Here is a 21,489-nt window from a genome sequence, read left to right as displayed (position 1 = left end):
TTTCAGGTCCGGTTGATAAACACTAACTCATCCAAAGCGTGACGATCAAAACGAAAATAATCAGCGTGACCGAGGTTACTGCCAGCACCACAATCGCAAAGTGAGCATCGGCAAGGGGCTGAACCACAGGTTCATCGTGCTCTTCTGGTGGGCTGGGTAAAAGCATGCTCTTCCTGGTTAACGCGTGGCTCAAAGGTGCATTTGCGGGCTACAGTGTAGAGCAATCTTATTCAGGAATCCGTTATTTTACAAACCCGCCCTGATGGCGCGGCACGACCGGGATGTGCCGCCCTTCAGCCCCTGCCATACCGGATAGTGCGACGCTATTTCCCGGCAGACCAGCCGCCGCCCAGCGCGCGATACAGCTCAATTTGCGCCTGCAGTAGATTATTTTTGACCGTCACCAGGTTCAGTTGAGTCGCAAACAGGGTGCGCTGTGCATCCAGCTCGTCCAGATAAGAGGCATAACCGTTTTGGTAGCGTTCGGTCGCGATGCGCAACGCGTCGGCGACAAACTGTTCCTGTTGACGAAGCGCTTCCTGTTGCGCCTCGCCCTGGCGAATCGCATCCAGTGCATTATTCACCTCTGAAAAGGCGTTTCGCACCACTTTCTCATAGCTGTACAAAGCCTGATTACGCGAAGCCATGGAGACATCCACCTGCGCGGTTAACGCTTCGCGGTTGAGTAAGGGGGCCAGAATACTGCCGCCGACGCTCCACAGGCGGAAAGGATCGTCCACCAGCTGATGCAACACGGAACTCTGAAGCGTGCCTGAGGCAGTGAGGTTAATTCCCGGCAGCAGCTTCGCTTTGGATGACGCCAGCGTGGCATCGGCGGCCAGCAGTTGACGCTGTGCCTGCACGATATCAGGACGACGATTCAGCAGTGCAGACGGCAGCACGCCCGGCATAACCTGCGGCATGATGGCCGTGAACGCCCGATGGCGTGCGATTTCACGTGGATTCATCCCTACCAGGATGCTGAGCGCATTTTCCTGTTGCGCAATTTGATGCTGGAGTTGCGGAACCTGAGCTTTAGCGGACTGATACTCAGATGAAGCCTGCATCCACTCCAGCCGGGAGGTATATCCCGTTTCGAACTGGCGCTGCGCCAGTTTGAGCGAGTTGTGCCGCGTTGCCAGCGTAGCCTCGGTAACGCGCAGTTGCTCATCCAGCGCGCACAGCGTCATATAACCGGATGCCACCGAACTGGCGATGGTCAGCTCGGCTGCCGAGGCGGCGGCCTGCTGTGCCTCCAGCGTCGCCTGCGCCGCATCGATCGAACGGCTGCGCGCGCCCCACAAATCCACATTGTAGCTGGCCTGTAGCTGTCCCTGAAAAACAGAGGTGTCATTAGGCTGTCCCGTCGCCGCGGATAATGCGCGCTGACGCGTCGCCGCGACGCCGCCGCTGAGCGTCGGAAAATTGTCCCCTTCCGTTGCACGTAGCTGGGCCCGATACTGATCAACCCGTGAACGGGCGATCAGGATATCCGGATTATTACGCAACGCCTGATCCACCAGGCGATTCAGATCGGCGTCGCCGAAGGCCTGCCACCATGCGGCTTCCGGTGGCGCAGAAGGCCCTACCCGATCGCGCCACTGTGGGGGAATGGGCAAGGCGGACGGGGCTTTGTCGACCTGGGTGCTGCACCCTGCCAGCACGACCGCCAGCAGGGCAGCGGCTATACGCAAGCCCTTCATGGCGTTTTCTCTCCCTCTCCGTCCACGTGTGCGGCCGTGTCAATGCTGACCTCAACCGACATCCCGGGACGCAGCTGTTGCTGGACCTCTGGCGCCACATCAATACGTACCGGAATACGCTGAGCGATTTTAACGAAGTTGCCGGTCGCATTGTCCGGCGATATGGCACTGAATTCTGAACCTGCAGCAGGTGAAAGATATTCAACGCGACCCTGGAAGGTTTTACCGTCCAGCGCATCCACACGAATCGTTACCGGCAGCCCCGGACGAATATGCGCCAGCTGCGTTTCTTTGTAGTTCGCGATAATCCACTTATGGTTGGGCACCACCGACGTCAGGCGCGTACCGGCCGTCACGTAGGCGCCTTTACGCACGGATAGCTGTCCGAGTTGCCCTTCGTCAGGTGAGGTAATGCGCGTGTTGGCCAGATCGATTTCCGCCAGCTCCAGAGCGGCCTTCGCACTGGCCACGTCCCCTTCAAGCGAGGCACGGTTAACAATGACCGTTTGCAAGTTTTGCTGGGCCACCGCAACCTGCGCTTCCGCCTGATGCAGCTGAGCCAGCCCCTGCGCATTCGCCGCGCGCGCCGCATCGCGTTCGCGCACCGAGAGCGAACCGTCTGCGGCCAGATTTTCAACACGTTTTAGATCCAGACCGCTTTTCACCGCCTGGGCTTTGGCGTTTTCCAGCGCCGCTTTATTACTCTGAATCGTGGCCTGCGCGCTGAGGCGCTGCTGCTGATTATTATTGAGTGCAGCCTGCTTCATGGCCAGCTGCGCCTGCGCCTGGTGCACGCGCTGACGATAGATACGATCGTCAATGGTCATCAGTAACTGACCTTTTTTAACCGGCTGTAGGTCAACCACATCCACCTGGGTCAGATAACCATTTACCTGCGGACTGATAAACGTGACCTGCCCGCGGACATAGGCATTTTCCGTGCTCTGAACGGAACTGGTGAAAGGCCAAAGCTGCCAGGCATACAGAATAACCAGCACGCCTGTCACCACAATACCGCTGCCTAAAGCAATCGAGAGAATACGACGGCGGTTGGCCCGATCGCGTTCTGCTGCCTGAAGTTCATCCTGTTGACTCATTGTTGCTCCGTTCGTTCTTGTGCGGCGGCAAGCTGACGCTGCTCTGCCAGATTGAAGGTGGCCTGTCGCCAGTCGAGATAGCGCCGACGCGTTAAGCGCCACAGCACCCACATCAGGGTAATCAGCGCCAGAGCCGCCGTCAGCAGATAGGTATCGTTATAGGCCAGTACGTTGGCCTGCAAGGTTGCGACTGACTGAAGCTGGCTGGTGCTTTGTGCACTAAGCAGGGCGCTGTCGCTGATCTGACTGGTAAACAGGGCGCCATATTGGCTAAGCCGTTCACTGATGTTGGGATCCAGTAACGATAATTGATCGCCAAGAAGACTGGAGTGATATTTTTCACGCCAGGTTTGAAAGGTGCCCAGAATCGCCGAGCCGATTAAGCCGCCCAGATTTTGGCTCATGCCAAACAACACCACAAAACTGACCAGATTTTTCGGCTGGGTCACCACGCTACCAATGCCCATCAGCATGGCGGGCGCCATAAAAAAGGCGCTGCCGAATCCCAGTAAAAACTGGCTTAAGTACATGTTGTTCGCACGAGTAACCGGGCTGGATTGCGCGTCCATCAGTGAGGCGATGATCATCACGATGAGTGACACCACAATCGGCCAGTTGAGATGCGTTGGCTTAATGGTTAGCGCACTGGCTGCAATGCCGGCAATCACCCCGGCGATGATCGCCCAGGCTAAGCCGTGCAGCTGATCGTTTTGTAGGCCAATTTGCTGCAAAAAACCTATCGCACCGGTATTCTGCTCCGCCAGCACGATACGAATCATGATCATCACGATGCCCAGACGCACGATCATCCCGTTGCTGAGCCAGCGCGTATTGATCAGCGGATTGCGGCGGTTATGCTCGATCACGAAAGCCGTGACGATCAGCACCAACGCCAGCGCAGCACAAACGCCGAGCCAGGGCGTGCTAAACCACCATTCAATTCGGCCGAGTGACAGTACGCCGCACAGCAGTGCCATGCCCGGTGCCAGCAGCATAAAGGTGACGAAATCCATCTTCTCAAACGCCTTAATACGATCGCCCGGCGGCAGCTTAACCACTAACACCGCGCCCAACGCAATCAGCGCTAATCCCAGCTCAAACAGATAAAGCCCGCGCCACTCCTCAAGCTGGAGCAACTCGCTGGAAAAGAGTCGGGCCAGCGGAATCGCCAACTGCGAAACGGTCAGGCCAATAACCAGGGCCTTCAGGCGATGTTTCGCCGGCCACGCCTGCACCTGATAATAGATCCCTAGCGAGCTCAGGGCAGCGCCCACCATGCCATGGGCGGTGCGTACGATAATCGCCGAACTGAGATCGTTGGCAAAGAGATGGAAAAAGGCGACTAAGACATAAAGCACCAGAAAGGCTTCGGTGAAAACCCGCAGTCCAAACTGCTGACGAAATTTCACCAGCAGCAGGTTGATGGAGATATTCCCCATCACATATACCGCCGGTAGCCAGGCGATTTCATTGGAGTAAGCGGCAAAGGTTCCTTGCAGATTCGTGAGGTTCGCACTGACCAGCGCGTTGCTCAGTGCACCGGTCAGGGAGATCAGCAGGCCAATCAGCCCAAACGCAATGCGTTTAGGCGTTGAGTGCAGCGGCGTCGAAGGCGACCCCGGCAGCATAGGTTTTTCATGTGGCAACCATTCACGCGCAGCGTAGGGATTGCGCCGGGCCATAATTACATCGTTCCCATTCGGGTCAGCAGTGTCTCTAAAATTCGCTCAACCACCGCGAGCTCCTGAGGATCGATATCAGCCAGCAGCTCAGCACGTAAGGCATCCGCGTGGGTTTTAACGTTGGCGAACGCGTCATTCCCTTTTTCGGTCAGCACCAGGTGACGTTTGCGGCGGTCTTCGGCTGGCTGCACGCGCGTCAGTAAATCCTGCTTCACCAGACGATCCACCAGCGGCACCATACTGGCATCCTCCAGCCCCATCCGTTGCGCCAACTCCGTTTGCGTAAGCCGCTGAGGTTCGCTGGCAATAAGCCCAATCGCCATCCAACTGCTGGTACTTAAGCCACTGTCTTTCAAATGACGATCGACGGCCAGACGCCAGGCATGAGCAGTAAGATGGAGCAAGTGCGTAAAGGTACGGGTAGATGACATTTAAATAGCAACCTAATGATTAGAGTTCTAATTAGTTGAATAAGTTATTATACGCAAAGCAAATTGCGAATGAAAAGTATCTGCTCTGTTAAATACTGGATAATCGCGGCAGAATGTCCAGGTTGATACTGTCGTAAAAGTTTCGTGGAGTAAAATGCGTGTGAAAGACTCAACAGACAGCTGGGTGGATTTGCGTCGCGACCCAAACAGCGGTATTGAATCTCTGCGGGCGCATTTTACCGGTCATGCCTACGATCCTCACTGGCATGACAGCTATTTAATTGGCGTGACTGAGCAAGGCGTACAGCAGTTCCATTCCCGACGCCAGCGTCATCACAGCCGCCCCGGCACCGTCTTCATGTTAGAACCTGAAGAACTGCATGACGGCGATGCCGTTGATGCCCAGGGTTTTACCTACCGTATGCTGTATCTTTCGCCTCACCAGCTACATCAGCAGCTTGCGCCAGCCTGTCTTGATGGACTCCCCTGCGGAGACCTACGCTTTGCCAGCACGCTGAAAGACGATGGTCAACTCTCCTGGGCGGTCTGGCACGCGTTTGACGCTTTCTGGCACGATCATCCCCGGCTCATTAAAGATGCAGCGCTGGATCGCTTATTCCAGCAACTCCGTTATTCTCCCGTCTTGCGCGGCGCCCGGGCAGAGACAGCACCGTCGCTGGCGCATCAGGCGCGCGACTGGTTGATGGCTTATCATGCGGAAAATCCCGGCATTGCCGAGCTGGCGCAGGCGCTCAACGTCGATCGGTTTCGCCTCTCCCGGCTGTTTCAAAAACAATGGGGCCTGCCGCCGCACGCCTGGCTAGTGCAGTGGCGCCTGAGCCAGGCGCGCCGTCGGCTGGCCATCGGTGAATCGCCCGCACAGGTTGCAGCCGAGCTGGGTTTCGCCGACCAGAGCCATCTGGGGCGCTGGTTCAAACGCGCCTGCCAACTGACGCCCGCGCGTTACCAGCAACTGTGCACAAATCTTCCAGACGCCTGAGCTGAGCCTTGCCACAATGGCTTTTTGCCTCAGGAGATGAAAATGACAGAACCACGATGTGTAATGATATTGAACAGCGCGTTACCCGCTGGCAAAGCAACCAATGCCGCAGCCGTTATCGCCCTGACCGTGGGTCAGCGGCACCCTTCCCTTGCAGGCGAAGCCCTTGAGGATGCCGCCACCCGGCGCTTTCCCGGCCTGATTCCGGTAGGCATCCCCGTGCTGGCCGCTGATGCACAGCAGCTCAGCGCATTATGGCCGCAGGCTGAGCAGGCGGAATGCGATATTGTGGTGTTTCCGGAAGAAGGTCAGTCGACGACAGACTATGGAGTCTTTACCGCCGCCATGAAGACACAACCGGCAGCGGAATGGCGTCTGCTGGGCATGGCTATCGTCGGAGACAAGAAGAAGGTCCGTAAACTCACCGCGAAGCTTCCCCTCTTTGCTTAACCTGCTGTGAATCGTGCTGCTCACGCGCCGATTTTTCAACTTGTACACATTTCCCTGTACAGATTAACGGCAAATAATTTACCTAAAATGCTGATTGTTAACCATTAGCATTTTTTGCTTAATAATTTACTTGTACAATCAAAGTTACATTGTATAACTTTACAGCCAACGAGTTGTGATCACGACTCTGTAACGAATGATGCATCTGCGTCGCCTCTGAAGGTGTAATGGATTTCCACCCTCAGAGGTTTCTTTTTTGATTATCTCGACCTGTTTACGGCGTTGGGTTCCATTGTATTTTATGCGATGGCTTTTAGGTCTGTTTGTCCTGCTGTCCGCCCGGGTAGCTGGCTATTTGAAAGGCTAACACATGCAAAACACACTGCCCCAAACTGATAAAGAGATTGCTGACTACTTTACCGTTGCTGGTAACAAGCCTGACAGTGATATGGAAATTCTTGGACTGGTGGTTGCAGAAATTCTGCAGTCAGGCATGGCTGTGAATAACAAAGCGATAATTTCTAAGCTGATTCATCGTCTTGAACTGGAAAGTGACGAAGTTTCACTGGATGTTTATCGTCACCTGCTGGAGATGGTGGTGTACAAAACCCCTGACGACTTAACGGTATAGTCCTTTCTCCATGGATGGAGTCATTTCGCTTTCTCTGGCTTCTTCGTTTATCCATCGGTAACATCTGCCCCTCACCATATCCTGTCCTCCTTGCCTTTCGCGCAAGATATGAATAAAAGAGCCTGCACAACATTATGATTCAACAAAACGATGTCGCCACGACCGCCGTTGTGGAAAACGATATCAGTGTGGGGCGCGTACTGCGCTCGCCTGCACTGCTTACCCGAGAATGTCTGGCTGGCGTCATTACGGCCCTGGCACTGATTCCTGAAGTGATCTCTTTCTCTGTTATCGCAGGCGTCGATCCCAAAGTCAGCCTGGTCGCCTCTGTTGTACTTTGCCTGACGCTGTCCATTCTTGGCGGACGGCCGGCCATGGTGACGGCGGCGGCGGGTTCGGTGGCGCTGGTGATTGGCCCGATGGTACATGCCCATGGCGTGGCCTACATTCTGCCTGCGGTCGTGATGGCCGGACTGATTCAGATTCTGTTTGGTGTCACCGGGATGTCACGGGCGATGCGCTATATCCCACGTTCGGTGATGATCGGCTTTGTGAATGCGCTTGGCGTGTTGATTTTCTTTGCTCAGGTTCCCCATGTCTGGGGTCAGTCGCCTGTAGTATGGGCTCTGTTCGCACTCACTCTGGCGATTGTGCTGCTGTTGCCCCGAGTGCTTAAAAGTGTTCCTTCCCCTCTGGTCGCCATTATCGTTGTGACCGGCGTGGCGCTGCTGATGGGTTACCGGGTACCGGATGTGGGGGATGAAGGCCCGATGAGTGCCGGCTTACCTGACTTTACGACCTTAGCCGTACCGCTCGATCGCCACACGCTGCAAATCGTCTGGCCCACGGCGCTCAGCATTGCGTTTGTCGGGCTGATGGAATCGCTGCTGACCGCCAAATTAGTTGATGATCTTACGGACACGCCTTCCAGCAAACGGCGCGAATCCTGGGGGCTGGGCATAGGCAATATTTTTGCTGGCTTTTACGGCGGCATCGCCGGCTGCGCCATGATTGGCCAGACCATTGTTAACGTAGAACTCGGCAAAGCGCGCAGTCGGGTATCAACGATTGCGGCGGGCCTGGTCCTGCTGCTTCTCGTCACCGGCCTGAGCCACATTATGGCGAAGATCCCTATGGTTGTTCTGGCCGGAATCATGATGGTGGTCGCCGTCAAGACGGTAAACTGGCACAGCCTGCAACCGGCAACCCTGAAACGGATGCCCTGGTCAGAAACGCTGGTGATGGTGCTGACGGTAGGCATTACGGTACTCACCGGTAATCTCGCGCTTGGGGTACTGTCCGGGGTTATCGTTGCGATGATGTTATTTGCACGCCGCGTTGCGCATGTCATTCATGCCGAAAGGCAGCTAAGTGAAGACGGGCAGTCGGTGCGTTACACCGTGCGCGGGCCGCTGTTTTTTGCCAGCAGCAACGATTTGTTTGAGCACTTTGATTACGCACAGGATCCGAAATCCGTCATTATCGACCTCACCCACGCGCAAATCTGGGATGCCTCCAGCGTCGCCGCGCTGGATGGAATCGAATATCGCTACCAGCGCTATGGCACGCACGTGACCATAGAAGGGCTGGATCTGCGCAGCAGTGATTTCCATCGCCGCTTGACCGGTAATCTGAGCTGAGTCACTGGCCTGCTGCCTGAGCGCAGCAGGCCGCAGTCAGGCTTGCTGGCGGCGGGCTTTGTAGCGGGCCACCATGGTGATGAGTGCCTGGTATAGCAACCCGGCATACAGGCTCATTAAAATGGCCAGTCCAATCTCTTTGCCCTGCGCCTGCCATGACATAAACCACATGAAGACGCCCCACAGAACCGAAAAAATCAGCCAGCCGCGGACGAATTTCAAAATGCCATTCATAACATTACTCCTCTACATTGATGCGCTACCTTAACCGGAGTGAAGACAAAAAGCCGAATCATCATCGTGAGATGAGAAGTATCTCAAAAAACAAACAAATGGCCTTCCTCGCTTCGCTTTTCCCCTTCGCCACCCTATTTTTAGTTACGGGTGTCTACAATTAGCTTACTGTTAATTTCATAAGGGAAATAGAATGAATCGTCGTCTGACCTTTTTAGCCGCTGCTTTTGTCGTTTCCACGCTCAGCGCCTGCGCACCGCCGCCGCCAGGTCCGGGTTGCGGCGCGCCACCGCCGCCGCACGATCGTCGTCCACCACCACCGCCTCCACCGCCAGGACAGGCTTTAGCGCCTCCACCTCCTCGGGCTGACGCCCCTCCTCCGCCCCCTCCACCCGCAACCGGCGAACAACCGCCTCCGCCACCGGCTCGCACCTGGTAACGTTTTAGCAGCGATGTTAAGTCTGACCGCCTTACAGCCGGGCCGCAGAATAGCGGCCGGGCTGACTCATCTGAACCACCTGTCTCAGGCTGTCACCGCGAAGTGGCAGGGCGAGAGCGATAAACACGTTTGACATGAATAAGCTCTGCCAGGGTTATCGCCGGGCGTAACAGAAGTTGAAGGCTGCCGACCACAAATAACCAGGTACCGCCGGTCATTAGCGAGTCGAAGAAAAAAAGAACGCTTCCTGTCAAAAACCATATCGCGATAAAGAGATCGTTCAGTGCCCCAAGGGCCCGGTAGCGGCGCGCTATGATGATGTGGTCTGAACCGAAATCGATTTCTGCTTGATTTGTATCAACATTTTCACTCAAGTCATGCTTTGACAAAACAAATTTCCTTTCAATCAATATTTGGCATGTTTTAAAACATTGAGGAGATTATTTCCGGCTAAAGACACAAATACTCTTTTTTTTAATTTGAAATCATATCCTTATGAATCACCCCATATGTAATCCACTCATAATCAGGAATATCTGGCTGCAAATTAGGTCAAACGGCAGATTTTTTGGCAAATTCGTAAGGTGTCATCCAGCCCAGTGCATAATGGGGGTGACATTGATTAAAGTGTATGCACCAGGTCTCGATTTTCACTGTGCATCTTCCAGAGATACGAACCCGTTCTCGTTCAGACATCCCTGCCACAACCTGCTGTTAAACGACTAAAGCTTAGCGTTGTCTATCAGTGTTTCCGGGAGTGAGAATTCGATCCTAATCCCTCTTTCCTACACCAATCCGTCCATAACTTTCCCATTAAATTCAAAATATTAGCGGTTTTCAGTCAATGAGGTAAAGGACCCTTGATCGCTATGTTGTTCAGCATTTAGGCTACATCTGTCAGACGCAGATTCTGCCGCACGCAGATCCCAGCGGGTGTAAAAATCGATAACCGTAAGCAGGCGCAATCGTCGCCTGTCAAGCAGCGCGTCCGAGACAAAATCCATGCCCCAGACGTGATTCGAATATAAGCCCTGAACCTGCGGCGGTGTTCGCAGGGCAGATTTATTGCGACGTGGCCGTCTGGGTCGTAGAGACAGCCCCTGTTCACAGTAGAGGCGGAAGACCGGTTTGTGCTTGTCGCACCAGCCCTCACGCCGGAGCATTGCGTGTACGCTGCTGTATCTGTAATGAATGGGCGTTTTGGTGAATTCATGGACGAGCAGGCCCAGTGCGCTGTCATCGGCAGCAACAAAATAATACCTGAACGAATTGCGGCTGAGCCATAACGCAAATAGATTTGTCTTTCGCTGGCACCGTATCGGGCCTGTTAATTCCCGTTCTAATCCCGGAGTCATAACAATGTCAGCTCTTTTTTGCCAGAACATCCTGTTGCATCGCCTTGTCGAGGCCGAGATCGGCAACCAGCCTCTTAAGCAACAGGTTTTCTTCTTGGCGTTGCCGCATATGATTGAGTTTAGAAGGGTAAGTTTCGCCGTATCTCTTACACCAAGCCTAAAAGGTGGCATCGGAAATACCCAGCTTGCAATAAACATCCGGCACGGACATATCCGATTCGGCCTGTTTCGAGGCAAAGATAATCTGCTCTTCGGGGAGTCGTGACTTTTTCATTGGCACCTCCGCTCAAGGGAATGTTTAACATGCCGGGATTTTGATTCTTAATGGAACATGATTTCAGCCAGGACCACTTACCTTGTCTAGACAATTCACTTTTATGCATGGACTACTTAAAGCGGGTTTTAACATTGAAATCACTAAATGTGCCAAATTTACGATAAATTAGTCAAATGCACTTCCATCGCGCATGAAACAAAGCTTACTCCTCCTTTTGTAAGTTCACAGAAATTACTCATAACCCATTGTACTTATTGACTTTCCCCACCCCCGCAAAACTTCCTTGATAAAGTTGGAATGATGTTTTGTGAAAAAAAGCACCAACCTCATAAATGTTACGTTACAATGCGTTTTTAATAATTTCACAAGTAATCAATATGCCACTTCAACTTACTCTGCTTTTATGGATGCTAGCGCTTCTATTTATAACGGGTATTCTGTTTAGTACAAAACTTTTTTCCTTTATGGATAAGGATACCTCTGGTCGCATTCACAGAATTGACGGATTGAGATTTTTCCTCGCATTCATGGTTGCCTTTCATCACTTTGTGCTAAGTTATGAATATTTTCATGGTCATCCATGGCTTCTTAGCTCATTAAATGATTATCCGGTGAATCAAAAAATTGGCTCTTTTGGCGTTGCACTATTTTTTATGGTGTCCGGTTACGTTTTTGCCCACACAAACGTAAAATCATGGTTCCACTTCTACAAAAAAAGAGTCTTGCGTATCGCTCCACTTTTTATGCTTTCTTCAACTCTCTGTCTCGCTATTGCCTTCTGGATTCAGCGACATGAAATTAGTACAAATGATTTATTATCAAAATTTTATTTTTGGTTCGATGCCGGGTTAACAGGAAAGAAACCCGATGTTTTTGGGATGCATGACACTCAGTTTATTAACGCAGGCGTAACATGGACACTTTTTTGGGAATGGGCTTTTTATTTCTCACTCCCTGTAGCCTACGTATTACGTGACAAAATTGGTTTGATACCTGTTGCATCGGCAATCATTTTCGCTTCCGTATACTTTGTATCTACACAAAATCCAGCACTTGCTTCATATGCCTCATTCTTTGCAATTGGTGCTATAGGAAAAGAACTTACAACAACATCTGCGCAAAGCAAAACGTTTTATAATATCGGTGCATCACTATCTTTTGCAGTTGTGATACTTATTTCCGACAGCAGTTTCAACATTTACTTTATGCCTGCAGTAGCATCAACTTTCTTTTTCATAGCCATCGGTGGTAATCTTTTTGGTCTTTTAAACATTAAAGGCTTTATTAGATTAGGCGATGCGAGCTATAGCATCTATATGCTGCACGGCATAGCCTGGTTTTGCATGAATAGATTCATTCAATCTCATAATTTCCACTTAGATCAGATGCAGTATATGGTTGTATCGGGCACTGTTTTTTTGTTCTTCTTAATAGCCTGTTCATTAAGTTACAAATTTGTCGAACTCCCCTTTATTAATCTTGGCAAGAAATCATGAAATTACCTATACTTTAAAAGTAGATTAGACAATTGGAGAGCTCGCCATATCCGATTAAGGAATGGCGAGATACATATCATAATATCCTGATTATGTTATATATCTGGAAAAGCCTCTCTACGTCGCATTGATAAAATCCACTATCAGCCTTCAACAAAAAAGTAGGCATCGGCAGTAATTTTTTATTATCTACGCACCATGTTTAAGGACTAAAGTTTTAATCAAAGTACTGTTAGTTGCAGAACCCCCCCAGACTGCGCTACTTTGAAATTGATATGACACTTACCGCTCCCTCTTTCATATCTAAGTAATGCCTACCAACTGATAAAACATTATCAGACGCATTCGAAAATGCGTCTTGTGATAGTCTTAGTGAAACGAACGTGCTTGTTTACTGGACCTTATCTGCCTGAATGGTCACAGAACCTGTATTGTCTGCGCAGTTGTCATCACCAATGTAAGCGATAAGATAATAATTGCTTCCAGCCACATTAATCTGTTGTGGTGTACTGCTGATTGCAGACCCCCATCTTGCCGTACTCATTCCACCAGCCATAACAACCCGATCAATCTGACATGAACTTCCTGTGACGCAGTTGGCGCTATTCGACGTCAGGTAAATATTATATGTACCCGCATCGAGGTTGAATTTCAGAGGCGAACCACTTTGAACCTTACTGTTAACGGCCTGAGGATCAAAGCAGTTATTTTTGGCATCGACGACAAAAGATGCAGCCTGACTACCAAACGACAGTGATACTAAACTCAATGCGATGAACGATTTTAATTTCATTATGGTGACTCCCGTTTAATTTGATCTAATTGACTGAGCGCGTTCCGGCCTTCACGGCACAGCCCTTGCGCTCGATTTCATTCTGTACTGAGGCTTGTGAGAGTACTACGGACATGCGTCCGGCTATCGATGGCACGTCAACAGAAGAGAACAGCCGTCATAAAGCCTGGCAATCAGAATTTTCAAGATATGTCGTTGCGGCTTTTAACTGCCTCAGGTTGAGACAGACAGTGACGGGATTACAAATGGAAAAACGGTATGAGGAATAACCATCTCAAAATATCTTTTGTGAGAGCGCGATTGATCACTATGTCCAGTTGAGCCTGAATACAGGGTATGTGAAAAATTGCGGGTATGAAACAATCGCACTGAGCCTGTGCCAACCACAGTCCTGGCAGCAGGTGTTCCAGACCGCTAAAAGTCGAGTGCTTACCCTCGCGCCGGTTTAGCTACGTCTTTCATCTCAGCGGAAAACTTCCGCAGCTTATGAGTGAAAGTCACAAGCATTAACCCAAGATAAACCGTGCCTGCCTATACAAGCTCGTAGCGTGATACCCGACGATAGAGCGTTAAGGACAGGGATATACATTGGAAAAAGATGTCTCGCGATAAGAAAAGAGGCCAATCAGGGTCATTAATTTTATGAAGGATATCTGAGGAAAGTTAAAGACCGGCAAACCATTGAAGTATAAGAATAAAAAAACAAATGATCGTTGTCGTTTTTATCCAAATTTAGATCTGAAGGTTTCTGCTTCCCAGCCGATAATCAAAATGTAATCGATAGTACCTTATCTTTATAGCCCTGTTCGCTATGCCCACATCCGAGTGGGCTTTTTTCTATCTGACACAGGCATATCGTGCCTTTTATCGATCAAATCTCATTCAGTTGTATCTAAAAAGCACGATCACTGTATGCTTCCACAGTCAGTCAAAATTGACTGCTGGATTTTCCCTTGTAACAGTTTCTGCCTGTGTAACGCAGGCCTTTTTAATTTACTGCCTTCCCTGCCCTGACAAACTCCGCCGCCATTCTGTAAACCTCCGCCTGAAGTGGATTCGTCTCCTCTTTCCTCCAGTCTTCAAGTATTTCAGCAAGCTCTAAATCAAAAAAACCTTCTTTTACATCAAGCAGTTCCAGCACGGCTTTACCGATTGCGGTAAAGATAATATAGGGCCGTTCATCATCGTCGTCCATGTGAGCCTAAGTTGTGAAACGGAAATTCAGCATAGCACATAAAATGAGCAATTAATTTTATTCCTGCGGTTGAAGGCTTCCCTGCTCTTTTGGCTGTTGCCCATCAAGCTCAAACGCTAGCGCTGATGCCGCTGACTACAGCCTGCACGCATCTGTTTTCCTCTTTAGTTTGTGAACGACCTGGCCTTGAGTTTTCGACGCGGGCCTGAAGCTGAGGGATGCCAAAATGCAGGTTTATGCAAGTCAGGAGAGTACGAGGATAAGGATGGGCTGACGGTCCGTGATGAAAGGTGGCAGCAAAAAATGTCATCGCCAATTCATCGCCATTCCATCGCCATTCCATCGCCACTACCGAATTTCAGACACAAAAAAACCGCCCAAAGAGGCGGCTTAAACGACATTGCTACTACTTGATTTTATTGGTGTTTCAATATGGTGCCCGGGGCGGGACTTGAACCCGCACGACCTTGCGATCGAGGGATTTTAAATCCCTTGTGTCTACCGATTTCACCACCCGGGCGAGGTATAACTGGAGGCGCGTCCCGGAGTCGAACCGAGGTACACGGATTTGCAATCCGCTGCATAGCCACTCTGCCAACGCGCCTTAAACTTGTCTGCTGCCAGGTTATCCTGGCCTGCTAATTTGGAGCGGGAAACGAGACTCGAACTCGCGACCCCGACCTTGGCAAGGTCGTGCTCTACCAACTGAGCTATTCCCGCATCATCTTACCGTTCAGTTCACTGCCTGCTGAAAGGCTCGATATTTAATGCACTTCATCGAACTTACTGATTTTTCTTAGCTTCTGCAGCTGTGCAGCCGTTCGATGCGATGCATTCTACTGAGATGACGCGATGAGTCAATAAAATTATCCCCACATTGCGTCCGTTTGCTGCTTTTTAAATCGTATCGATCACGGTTCGAGCAAATCCCCGCGCGCCGCGCTCAGATACTGAAACATCGACCAGAAAGTCAGCACTGCCGCAATGTATAACGCAACGACACCCACACCGACAACCATGCTGTCCGGACGCCACAACAAGGCAAAAAGTGAGAACATCTGTGCCGTTGTTTTTACCTTACCAATCCAGGAAACGGCAACGCTGCTGCGTTTGCCGATTTCAGCCATCCATTCGCGCAGCGCGGAGATAATAATTTCTCGTGCAATCATCGTTGCGGCTGGCAGCGTGATCCACCAGGCATGAAAGTACTCCGCAACCAATACCAGGGCAATTGCCACCATGACTTTATCGGCAACAGGATCGAGGAAAGCGCCAAAGCGGGTTGTCTGCTTCCAGCGACGCGCCAGAAAGCCGTCGAACCAGTCGGTTACGGCTGCCACAACAAAGATCAACGCGGTAACCAATGGCGCCCAGTGGAACGGCAGATAGAAAGCCAGCACAAAGAACGGAATAAGAACGACGCGAAACAGGGTAAGACAGGTCGGAATGTTAAATTGCATATGCTGGTAACTGTCTGGATTGGGTGGTGTTTAACGTATGTTCCTACATTGCCCACCCTGTTTCAATGCTAGTGTTTCAACGAGTAGTAGATTTTTTCCGCCAAAGCATGGGATATGCCAGGGACATTCGCGATCTCTTCCACCGATGCATTCATCAGCGGTTGCAGGCCTCCCATGTACTTAAGCAGCTGCTGGCGTCGTTTTGGCCCCACACCTTCAATGCTTTCCAGAGCACTGGTATTTTTCACTTTAGCCCGTTTTTTACGGTGCCCTGAAATAGCATGATTGTGAGCATCATCACGAATATGCTGAATCACGTGCAGCGCTGGTGCATCAGGCGACAGGGAAATCCCCTCGCCTTCCGCCTCAAAAAACAGCGTTTCAAGACCGGCTTTGCGATCGGTGCCTTTTGCCACGCCCAGTAAAATGGGACGTGATTTATCCCAGCTCACGTCCAGTTCGGCAAAAACCTGCTTTGCCTGAGCCAGTTGGCCTTTACCGCCGTCGATCAAAATGACATCGGGGATCTTCTCTTCCTCAATCGCTTTTCCATAACGGCGACGCAACACCTGATTCATCGCTGCATAATCATCACCAGGCGTGATGCCGGCAATGTTATAGCGGCGATAATCGGCACGGAGGGGACCGTTTTGATCGAACACGACACAGGACGCGATGGTCTGCTCTCCCATGGTATGGCTGATATCAAAACACTCCATCCGGGTGATTTTATCCAACTCCAGAAACTCGGCTAACGCAGTGAGACGCTGATGAATGGTCGAGTGCTGAGACAGACGGGTTTTTAATGCCGAACCGGCATTGGTTCGTGCCAGTTTGAGATAGCGCGCGCGATCACCACGAGGTTTACTTTGAATATTCACCCGACGCCCGGCTAATTCGGTCAGCGACTCAGACAGCAGTTCGCGCTCAGGTAAGGTGAAATCCAGCAAAATTTCACCGGGCAGCGTCCGCATTTCGCTACCCTGCAAATAAAACTGCCCCACAAAGGTTTGCACGACTTCCGCCAGATCGGTATCGGCGGGCACCTTTGGAAAATAGCTTCGGCTTCCCAACACTTTACCCTGACGGATAAACAGCACGTGTAAACAGGCCATACCGGCATCGTAGGCCACGCCAATCACATCCAGGTCGTCGCCCTGATTAGACACAAACTGTTTTTCGGTGACGCGCCTGACGGCCTGGATCTGGTCGCGCAGGCGTGCCGCTTCTTCAAACCGCAGGGCATGACTTGCATCTTCCATACGGCGGACCAGTAAATTCAGCACCTGATCATCCTTACCCGCCAGAAACAGCCGCACGTAATCCGTTTGCTGTGCGTACTCTTCCTCACTCACCAGCCCGGCAACACAGGGACCAAGGCAGCGGCCAATCTGGTATTGCAGGCAGGGGCGCGTACGGTTGCGATACACGCTGTTCTCGCATTGACGGATAGGAAACACTTTTTGCAGCAGCGCCAGCGTTTCTCGTACCGCGTAGCCATTGGGGAACGGGCCGAAATATTCGCCTTTCGCGTGTTTCGCGCCCCGATGCATCGCCAGGCGAGGATGAACATCGCTGCTGAGAAAAATGTAGGGGTAGGATTTATCGTCGCGCAACAGAACGTTGTAGCGCGGTTGATAAAGCTTGATGTAATTGTGCTCAAGCAACAACGCTTCGGTTTCAGTATGGGTTACGGTGACATCGATGTGATGGATGTTACTCACCAGCGCTTCGGTTTTTCGGCTGCCAACGTTCGTACGAAAATAGCTCGTAAGCCGCTTTTTCAGATCTTTGGCTTTGCCGACATAGATAACCGTTCCGGAAGCGTCATACATCCGGTATACGCCGGGTTCACTGGTGACCGTACTCAGAAAGATTTTGGGATTAAAGAGGTCACTCACTACTTATTAACGGCTCCGCATTATACAGGCCATGTCTGATGGCCAGATGCGTTAACTCTACATCGCCACTGATATTCAGTTTGCTGAACATCCGGTAACGGTAGCTGTTAACGGTTTTAGGACTGAGATTAAGCTGCTCGGAAATTTCCGTCACCTTTTGCCCCTTGGTGATCATCAGCATAATCTGCAATTCCCTTTCCGACAAACAGCTGAAGGGAGATTCGGCTTTTTGTGGCTCAATCTGGCTAAGAGCCATTTGTTGAGCGATGTCCGATGCAATGTAGCGCTGCCCGGCGTTGACCGAGCGAATCGCGTTTACCACTTCCTGTGGCGCTGCGCCCTTACTGAGATAACCTGCGGCACCAGCCTGCATGACTTTTGCCGGCAGGGGGTTTTCAGTATGGATAGTCAGCATGATGATTTTGATATCAGGGTTGTAGCGCACGATTTTTCGCGTCGCCTCCAGCCCGCCGATGCCCGGCATGTTCATATCCATTAAAATGACATCAACCTGATTAGCACGGCACCACTTAACGGCATCTTCACCACAACAGGCTTCGCCAGCGATCACCAGACCTTTAATATCTTCGAGAATACGGCGGATACCGGCACGTACCAGTTCATGGTCATCGACAAGAAGGACAGTGATCAACGCGAAGCACTCCGCAGCTAATAAGAGGTAGCATTTAACGATTGCAAGCGGCAATCATACCCTTTTTTGCATTAAAAGCACATATACAAAGTCGTGGGAGGAGAGCTTTCAATGATTTATATCAATGCAAATCCTGGGTTATTGGAAAGCGCATCCCAAAAAACAGCTACTGCAATGGGATTTTTAAAAAAATAGTCTTTTCATGAAGTTAAAAAAAATATTACGTCTCAATTAATCATCTTCCTGACATTGCTGTCTGTTTTTTTTACCTGACCATTCCTGCACGTGATTAATAAATTTAACTGAACAAAGTCAGGCGGGAACGCCTGCTGTCGTGATGCACTCAGCAAGCGTAATCCCCTGTGGTATACTCTCGGATTGCTGTGCGTACCGAATAAGAGACGACGTTAACCACCAAGGAGAAATTCATGAGCGATGAAGATTTCGCGACCTCGCAGGAAACGCAAAAATTATCTGATGAAGTGGCTTGCCTGAAGATGATGATTACACTGATTCTGAAAGGAATGGGCCAGGCCGATGCGGGCAAAGTGATCATTAACATGGAACGCTACGTCAAAACCCTGGGCGACATGCCGCAGGCGGAAGTGTTCAGCAACACGATCAAGCAAATCAAAGCGGCTTATCGTCAGTAACGCGAAGATGCCCCCGTCACCGGGGGCATAAACTCAACCGTGCGGGTGCCAGTTAACCGAGACGCCCAACGAAGGCAGAACCTCCTCCGGGCTGAAGCGCCGTGCACCACGGTATTTTTCTGCCAGTGCTGGCTGGCTGACGGGAATACGGATGGCAAACAGGTTATCTTCCGACTGAATCAGTCCGGGCGTTAAGGGCTGATAGACGACCTGATGCTGCTCGAACATCTTTTCCAGCATCGGCGTGGCCGAGCTGATAATAAATTCAATACCGCTAATTTCGGCCAGTTGAACAGCATGCCAGAGAATCGTAAGTGGCAACTCAGCATCGACCTCCAGCCGCGCTGAGAAACGCGACATTTCCCAGACTTTTTCGTGGTTGAACGGTAAAACGATACCTTCCGTTTGCTCGGGTTCAGTCCAGGGCATTAATCGCGCACAGCCACTGATACCATTGCGTACACTCCATGCGATCAACCAGGTTACATCAGAGCGATCAAAACGATCGTACTCTTGCCCAGGCGTGCTCAGACGCGGCGGAATCGACCAACCTTCACCCCGTGCAAACACGCTATAACGGTAACTGCCAAGCTCGGCAAGCAAGGAAGATGGCATATCCTTTAACTGCGTTTGAACTATTTTCATCATGCGCCTCTGACATCCCCATGTTTGCAATGATTTCTTTGCGCCTGCCCAGGAGCGCATTAGCGCAGGGTAGACAAGTGACCTCAACGAGGGAACTACTAAAGTTGGCAGTTGCTTTTCATTTAAATCAGTCCAATTGCTGCGGCGTAGCATGCAATTTGAGTTTTATTAGAAACATTAAAACGTTTTTTCATATTTTTTTGGTAAAAATTTACGGTGTGCTCAGAAATCGACAAAATAAGTGAAATTTCTTGTGACGTTTTGCCTTCAGCAGTCCATCTCAAAATTTCGAGCTCACGCTGACTAAAATCATTTCCCTGGACCATCAGTGCTTCATCATTCAGGCGTTCGAGTAAGGACAGGCTTTGCTCAGCCAAAAAATGCAGCTTTACCTCGAGCTCAACTCGCCGGCTGCCAGTAATAAAGGGACGCTTTGATCCTATAGATAATATACCAACGGCGCGATTTGATGCCATTGCAGAACACGAAAATCCGCTCAGGAGCCCAAAATTACACGCATCCTGCCACATTTCTTTTGCCGAGCTAAACAGCTCAGGCGTCCACTCAACCCCTTTTCCTGAGCGCAGGCAAAGCTGCAACACGGGATCGATCGCATAATAATTCTGCTCTTTATAACGTTTAATCCATAATTTAGGATAAGTGTCATGTAAATAAACACGTGGTCGGGTAAAAGGAACGCGGTGCTGGATAAAAAAAGCGAAATAATCGAAACCCAGTGACTGGATATAATCCTGCAGGAGCCCCTTTAATTGTTGGGTCGTCGCCAGTGCCTGAAAATGATTTTCAGTCTCAGTCCGCCAGGAAAAATAATCTTCACTTGTCATATTGCCTCAACTTCCACTACGTGCTTGATATCTTTGCATCAGAAATGAATTTACCCTGTGTCAGCACATCAAAAAAAGCTTTATTTTCATTTGGTTTTCAGGACCCGTTACGGGCAAAATGCCAAAACCAGGGATAAAAGAATGCTGCTGGCAATTCAGGCAACGCGTGATGGGCAGAATAATAGGATTTTTCTTATATTTTTTCAATCTTTAAACGCAGCCAGCATTGAAAAATAATACTAAAGAAGTTGCGGTCCGCAACTTATTATTTTCCTGGATGACCCATTTGATACCCGCAACGGGTCAATGTACACCTTTTATGCATCATCATTGCTGATTAAACGTTCAAGGCAAAGCCTAAAAAAGAACATGCTGCAGTATCGCTGACATCAAATGTGGCGTTATTCAAACCTCCGGGTAACATGATCTCTGCCGAAAACGCGTCCCTTACCGCGCCTGGCGCCCTACTCTTTTGGCTCTGCTCAAGCGTGATGCACGACCTTAAGTGAAACGCGTGACGCAAAGAGAATGTCTTTTCCCTGATAAGAAAGAAGCTGTTCATATTGTTGCCCCAGGATAAAATATCAGACATGAATTAACTTAACATATTGTCTGAGCGGGGGTAAAATACAGCCTGTAAAAAACAATCAATAACGTATTTAATAAGAAAAAAATATCACAATAAAATATCGGAATGTTAATAAAATTAAAACACGGCAACGACCTCATAATTCATTATCCCACATGCATTAAATAACGTCTATTCGCTGAAAGGCACAACGCCACACATAAAAAAGGTTGCATACCCGGATATAATGTTAATAAAAAAAGCGAAGCCTGAAAAACCGAAATAGTCGCATATTTTTTATGCTGGATAATAAGAAATAAAAACCCCGTAATTACCCTCAGC

21 protein-coding genes and 3 tRNA genes are annotated in these 21,489 nt (G+C 50.3%); 6 read left to right on the top strand and 18 right to left on the bottom strand.

Translation table 11 applies throughout. The features are described 5' to 3' along the window. Positions 1-22: 22 nt before the first annotated feature. From QLG08_RS20125 to QLG08_RS20105, 5 genes are all read right to left on the bottom strand, one after another. On the bottom strand, positions 23-166 hold the full coding sequence (locus tag QLG08_RS20125; protein ID WP_014606152.1) for a hypothetical protein: 144 nt from the start codon (positions 164-166) through the stop codon (positions 23-25). A gap of 157 nt (positions 167-323) precedes the next feature. Next, positions 324-1,703 carry an efflux transporter outer membrane subunit gene (locus tag QLG08_RS20120; RefSeq protein ID WP_013025316.1) on the bottom strand — a complete coding sequence of 460 codons (1,380 nt, stop codon included), beginning with the start codon at positions 1,701-1,703 and terminating at the stop codon, positions 324-326. Further along, positions 1,700-2,800 carry an HlyD family secretion protein gene (locus QLG08_RS20115; protein ID WP_013025315.1) on the bottom strand — a complete coding sequence of 367 codons (1,101 nt, stop codon included), beginning with the start codon at positions 2,798-2,800 and terminating at the stop codon, positions 1,700-1,702. Before QLG08_RS20115 ends, QLG08_RS20120 begins: the two co-directional genes overlap by 4 nt. After that, a complete protein-coding gene (locus tag QLG08_RS20110) occupies positions 2,797-4,482 on the bottom strand; it encodes an MFS transporter (protein WP_105083382.1) in 1,686 nt (561 codons plus the stop codon). The genes QLG08_RS20115 and QLG08_RS20110 overlap by 4 nt, the downstream gene beginning before the upstream one ends. Positions 4,483-4,484: 2 nt before the next feature. Beyond that, positions 4,485-4,913: a MarR family transcriptional regulator gene (locus QLG08_RS20105; protein ID WP_013025313.1), complete on the bottom strand. Its 429-nt coding sequence runs from the start codon at positions 4,911-4,913 to the stop codon at positions 4,485-4,487. 154 nt (positions 4,914-5,067) lie between these two features. Here QLG08_RS20105 and QLG08_RS20100 point away from each other — a divergent pair, with 154 nt between their 5' ends. From QLG08_RS20100 to QLG08_RS20085, 4 genes are all read left to right on the top strand, one after another. Further along, positions 5,068-5,913 (top strand): AraC family transcriptional regulator, encoded by an 846-nt coding sequence (locus QLG08_RS20100; RefSeq protein WP_014606156.1) that lies wholly within the window; start codon positions 5,068-5,070, stop codon positions 5,911-5,913. A gap of 42 nt (positions 5,914-5,955) precedes the next feature. Beyond that, positions 5,956-6,363 carry a DUF2000 domain-containing protein gene (locus QLG08_RS20095; protein WP_165836181.1) on the top strand — a complete coding sequence of 136 codons (408 nt, stop codon included), beginning with the start codon at positions 5,956-5,958 and terminating at the stop codon, positions 6,361-6,363. 370 nt (positions 6,364-6,733) lie between these two features. Beyond that, positions 6,734-6,994 carry a biofilm/acid-resistance regulator YmgB/AriR gene (locus QLG08_RS20090; protein WP_013025310.1) on the top strand — a complete coding sequence of 87 codons (261 nt, stop codon included), beginning with the start codon at positions 6,734-6,736 and terminating at the stop codon, positions 6,992-6,994. Between the two features lie 134 nt (positions 6,995-7,128). Beyond that, entirely contained in the window at positions 7,129-8,634 is a 1,506-nt protein-coding gene (locus QLG08_RS20085) for a SulP family inorganic anion transporter (RefSeq protein WP_014593397.1), read from the top strand. A 36-nt stretch (positions 8,635-8,670) separates the two neighbouring features. Here the strand turns inward: QLG08_RS20085 and QLG08_RS20080 are convergent, their stop codons facing one another. From QLG08_RS20080 to QLG08_RS20070, 3 genes are all read right to left on the bottom strand, one after another. Continuing rightward, positions 8,671-8,868 carry a DUF6404 family protein gene (locus QLG08_RS20080; RefSeq protein ID WP_013025308.1) on the bottom strand — a complete coding sequence of 66 codons (198 nt, stop codon included), beginning with the start codon at positions 8,866-8,868 and terminating at the stop codon, positions 8,671-8,673. Positions 8,869-9,110: 242 nt separating this feature from the next. After that, positions 9,111-9,290: a hypothetical protein gene (locus QLG08_RS20075; protein ID WP_015700582.1), complete on the bottom strand. Its 180-nt coding sequence runs from the start codon at positions 9,288-9,290 to the stop codon at positions 9,111-9,113. Positions 9,291-9,399: 109 nt separating this feature from the next. Continuing rightward, the gene (locus tag QLG08_RS20070; RefSeq protein WP_238493069.1) at positions 9,400-9,696 is read right to left on the bottom strand and encodes a YrhK family protein; all 297 of its coding nucleotides are present in this window, start codon (positions 9,694-9,696) and stop codon (positions 9,400-9,402) included. A 1,620-nt stretch (positions 9,697-11,316) separates the two neighbouring features. On the opposite strand from QLG08_RS20070, the gene QLG08_RS20065 reads away from it, so the two are divergent. Then, positions 11,317-12,435, top strand: a complete 1,119-nt coding sequence (locus QLG08_RS20065) for an acyltransferase (protein WP_064352663.1) — start codon at positions 11,317-11,319, stop codon at positions 12,433-12,435. 391 nt (positions 12,436-12,826) lie between these two features. Here QLG08_RS20065 and QLG08_RS20060 read toward each other — a convergent pair whose 3' ends face one another. The 8 genes from QLG08_RS20060 to uvrY all read right to left on the bottom strand — a co-directional run bounded on the left by QLG08_RS20060 (position 12,827) and on the right by uvrY (position 18,436). After that, the gene (locus QLG08_RS20060) at positions 12,827-13,228 is read right to left on the bottom strand and encodes a hypothetical protein (protein ID WP_014606160.1); all 402 of its coding nucleotides are present in this window, start codon (positions 13,226-13,228) and stop codon (positions 12,827-12,829) included. Positions 13,229-14,216: 988 nt separating this feature from the next. Next, positions 14,217-14,423 carry a hypothetical protein gene (locus QLG08_RS20055; RefSeq protein ID WP_064373495.1) on the bottom strand — a complete coding sequence of 69 codons (207 nt, stop codon included), beginning with the start codon at positions 14,421-14,423 and terminating at the stop codon, positions 14,217-14,219. A gap of 433 nt (positions 14,424-14,856) precedes the next feature. Further along, positions 14,857-14,943, bottom strand: a tRNA-Leu gene (locus tag QLG08_RS20050). A 10-nt stretch (positions 14,944-14,953) separates the two neighbouring features. Further along, positions 14,954-15,027: transfer RNA gene (locus QLG08_RS20045), tRNA-Cys, on the bottom strand. A 40-nt stretch (positions 15,028-15,067) separates the two neighbouring features. Continuing rightward, positions 15,068-15,143, bottom strand: a tRNA-Gly gene (locus QLG08_RS20040). A 191-nt stretch (positions 15,144-15,334) separates the two neighbouring features. Beyond that, on the bottom strand, positions 15,335-15,883 hold the full coding sequence (pgsA, locus tag QLG08_RS20035; protein ID WP_105087670.1) for a CDP-diacylglycerol--glycerol-3-phosphate 3-phosphatidyltransferase: 549 nt from the start codon (positions 15,881-15,883) through the stop codon (positions 15,335-15,337). 68 nt (positions 15,884-15,951) lie between these two features. After that, positions 15,952-17,784 carry an excinuclease ABC subunit UvrC gene (gene uvrC, locus QLG08_RS20030; RefSeq protein ID WP_013025304.1) on the bottom strand — a complete coding sequence of 611 codons (1,833 nt, stop codon included), beginning with the start codon at positions 17,782-17,784 and terminating at the stop codon, positions 15,952-15,954. Continuing rightward, on the bottom strand, positions 17,777-18,436 hold the full coding sequence (gene uvrY, locus QLG08_RS20025) for a UvrY/SirA/GacA family response regulator transcription factor (protein WP_013025303.1): 660 nt from the start codon (positions 18,434-18,436) through the stop codon (positions 17,777-17,779). Before uvrY ends, uvrC begins: the two co-directional genes overlap by 8 nt. A gap of 428 nt (positions 18,437-18,864) precedes the next feature. Here uvrY and QLG08_RS20020 point away from each other — a divergent pair, with 428 nt between their 5' ends. Then, complete coding sequence (locus QLG08_RS20020) at positions 18,865-19,089, top strand: DUF2594 family protein (RefSeq protein ID WP_013025302.1); 225 nt, start codon at positions 18,865-18,867, stop codon at positions 19,087-19,089. A 33-nt stretch (positions 19,090-19,122) separates the two neighbouring features. Here the strand turns inward: QLG08_RS20020 and QLG08_RS20015 are convergent, their stop codons facing one another. Together QLG08_RS20015 and sdiA are read right to left on the bottom strand one after the other, a co-directional pair. Further along, a complete protein-coding gene (locus tag QLG08_RS20015; protein ID WP_019106211.1) occupies positions 19,123-19,734 on the bottom strand; it encodes an acyl-homoserine-lactone synthase in 612 nt (203 codons plus the stop codon). 122 nt (positions 19,735-19,856) lie between these two features. Further along, complete coding sequence (gene sdiA / locus QLG08_RS20010) at positions 19,857-20,579, bottom strand: transcriptional regulator SdiA (protein WP_013025300.1); 723 nt, start codon at positions 20,577-20,579, stop codon at positions 19,857-19,859. Positions 20,580-21,489 lie beyond the last annotated feature (910 nt).

The organism is Pantoea sp. V106_11 (genome assembly GCF_029967885.1).
Taxonomy (GTDB): domain Bacteria; phylum Pseudomonadota; class Gammaproteobacteria; order Enterobacterales; family Enterobacteriaceae; genus Pantoea; species Pantoea ananatis.
Note: the sequence above shows the minus strand (reverse complement) of the source record. Positions and strands in the feature narration are given on the sequence as shown.

Bases quoted from the DNA above. Each gene is read 5' to 3' on its own strand.
- QLG08_RS20125 (WP_014606152.1), bottom strand. From the start codon at position 166: ATGCTTTTACCCAGCCCACCAGAAGAGCACGATGAACCTGTGGTTCAG.
- QLG08_RS20120 (WP_013025316.1), bottom strand. From the start codon at position 1,703: ATGAAGGGCTTGCGTATAGCCGCTGCCCTGCTGGCGGTCGTGCTGGCA.
- QLG08_RS20115 (WP_013025315.1), bottom strand. From the start codon at position 2,800: ATGAGTCAACAGGATGAACTTCAGGCAGCAGAACGCGATCGGGCCAAC.
- QLG08_RS20110 (WP_105083382.1), bottom strand. From the start codon at position 4,482: ATGGCCCGGCGCAATCCCTACGCTGCGCGTGAATGGTTGCCACATGAA.
- QLG08_RS20105 (WP_013025313.1), bottom strand. From the start codon at position 4,913: ATGTCATCTACCCGTACCTTTACGCACTTGCTCCATCTTACTGCTCAT.
- QLG08_RS20100 (WP_014606156.1), top strand. From the start codon at position 5,068: ATGCGTGTGAAAGACTCAACAGACAGCTGGGTGGATTTGCGTCGCGAC.
- QLG08_RS20095 (WP_165836181.1), top strand. From the start codon at position 5,956: ATGACAGAACCACGATGTGTAATGATATTGAACAGCGCGTTACCCGCT.
- QLG08_RS20090 (WP_013025310.1), top strand. From the start codon at position 6,734: ATGCAAAACACACTGCCCCAAACTGATAAAGAGATTGCTGACTACTTT.
- QLG08_RS20085 (WP_014593397.1), top strand. From the start codon at position 7,129: ATGATTCAACAAAACGATGTCGCCACGACCGCCGTTGTGGAAAACGAT.
- QLG08_RS20080 (WP_013025308.1), bottom strand. From the start codon at position 8,868: ATGAATGGCATTTTGAAATTCGTCCGCGGCTGGCTGATTTTTTCGGTT.
- QLG08_RS20065 (WP_064352663.1), top strand. From the start codon at position 11,317: ATGCCACTTCAACTTACTCTGCTTTTATGGATGCTAGCGCTTCTATTT.
- QLG08_RS20060 (WP_014606160.1), bottom strand. From the start codon at position 13,228: ATGAAATTAAAATCGTTCATCGCATTGAGTTTAGTATCACTGTCGTTT.
- QLG08_RS20055 (WP_064373495.1), bottom strand. From the start codon at position 14,423: ATGGACGACGATGATGAACGGCCCTATATTATCTTTACCGCAATCGGT.
- pgsA (WP_105087670.1), bottom strand. From the start codon at position 15,883: ATGCAATTTAACATTCCGACCTGTCTTACCCTGTTTCGCGTCGTTCTT.
- QLG08_RS20020 (WP_013025302.1), top strand. From the start codon at position 18,865: ATGAGCGATGAAGATTTCGCGACCTCGCAGGAAACGCAAAAATTATCT.
- QLG08_RS20015 (WP_019106211.1), bottom strand. From the start codon at position 19,734: ATGAAAATAGTTCAAACGCAGTTAAAGGATATGCCATCTTCCTTGCTT.
- sdiA (WP_013025300.1), bottom strand. From the start codon at position 20,579: ATGACAAGTGAAGATTATTTTTCCTGGCGGACTGAGACTGAAAATCAT.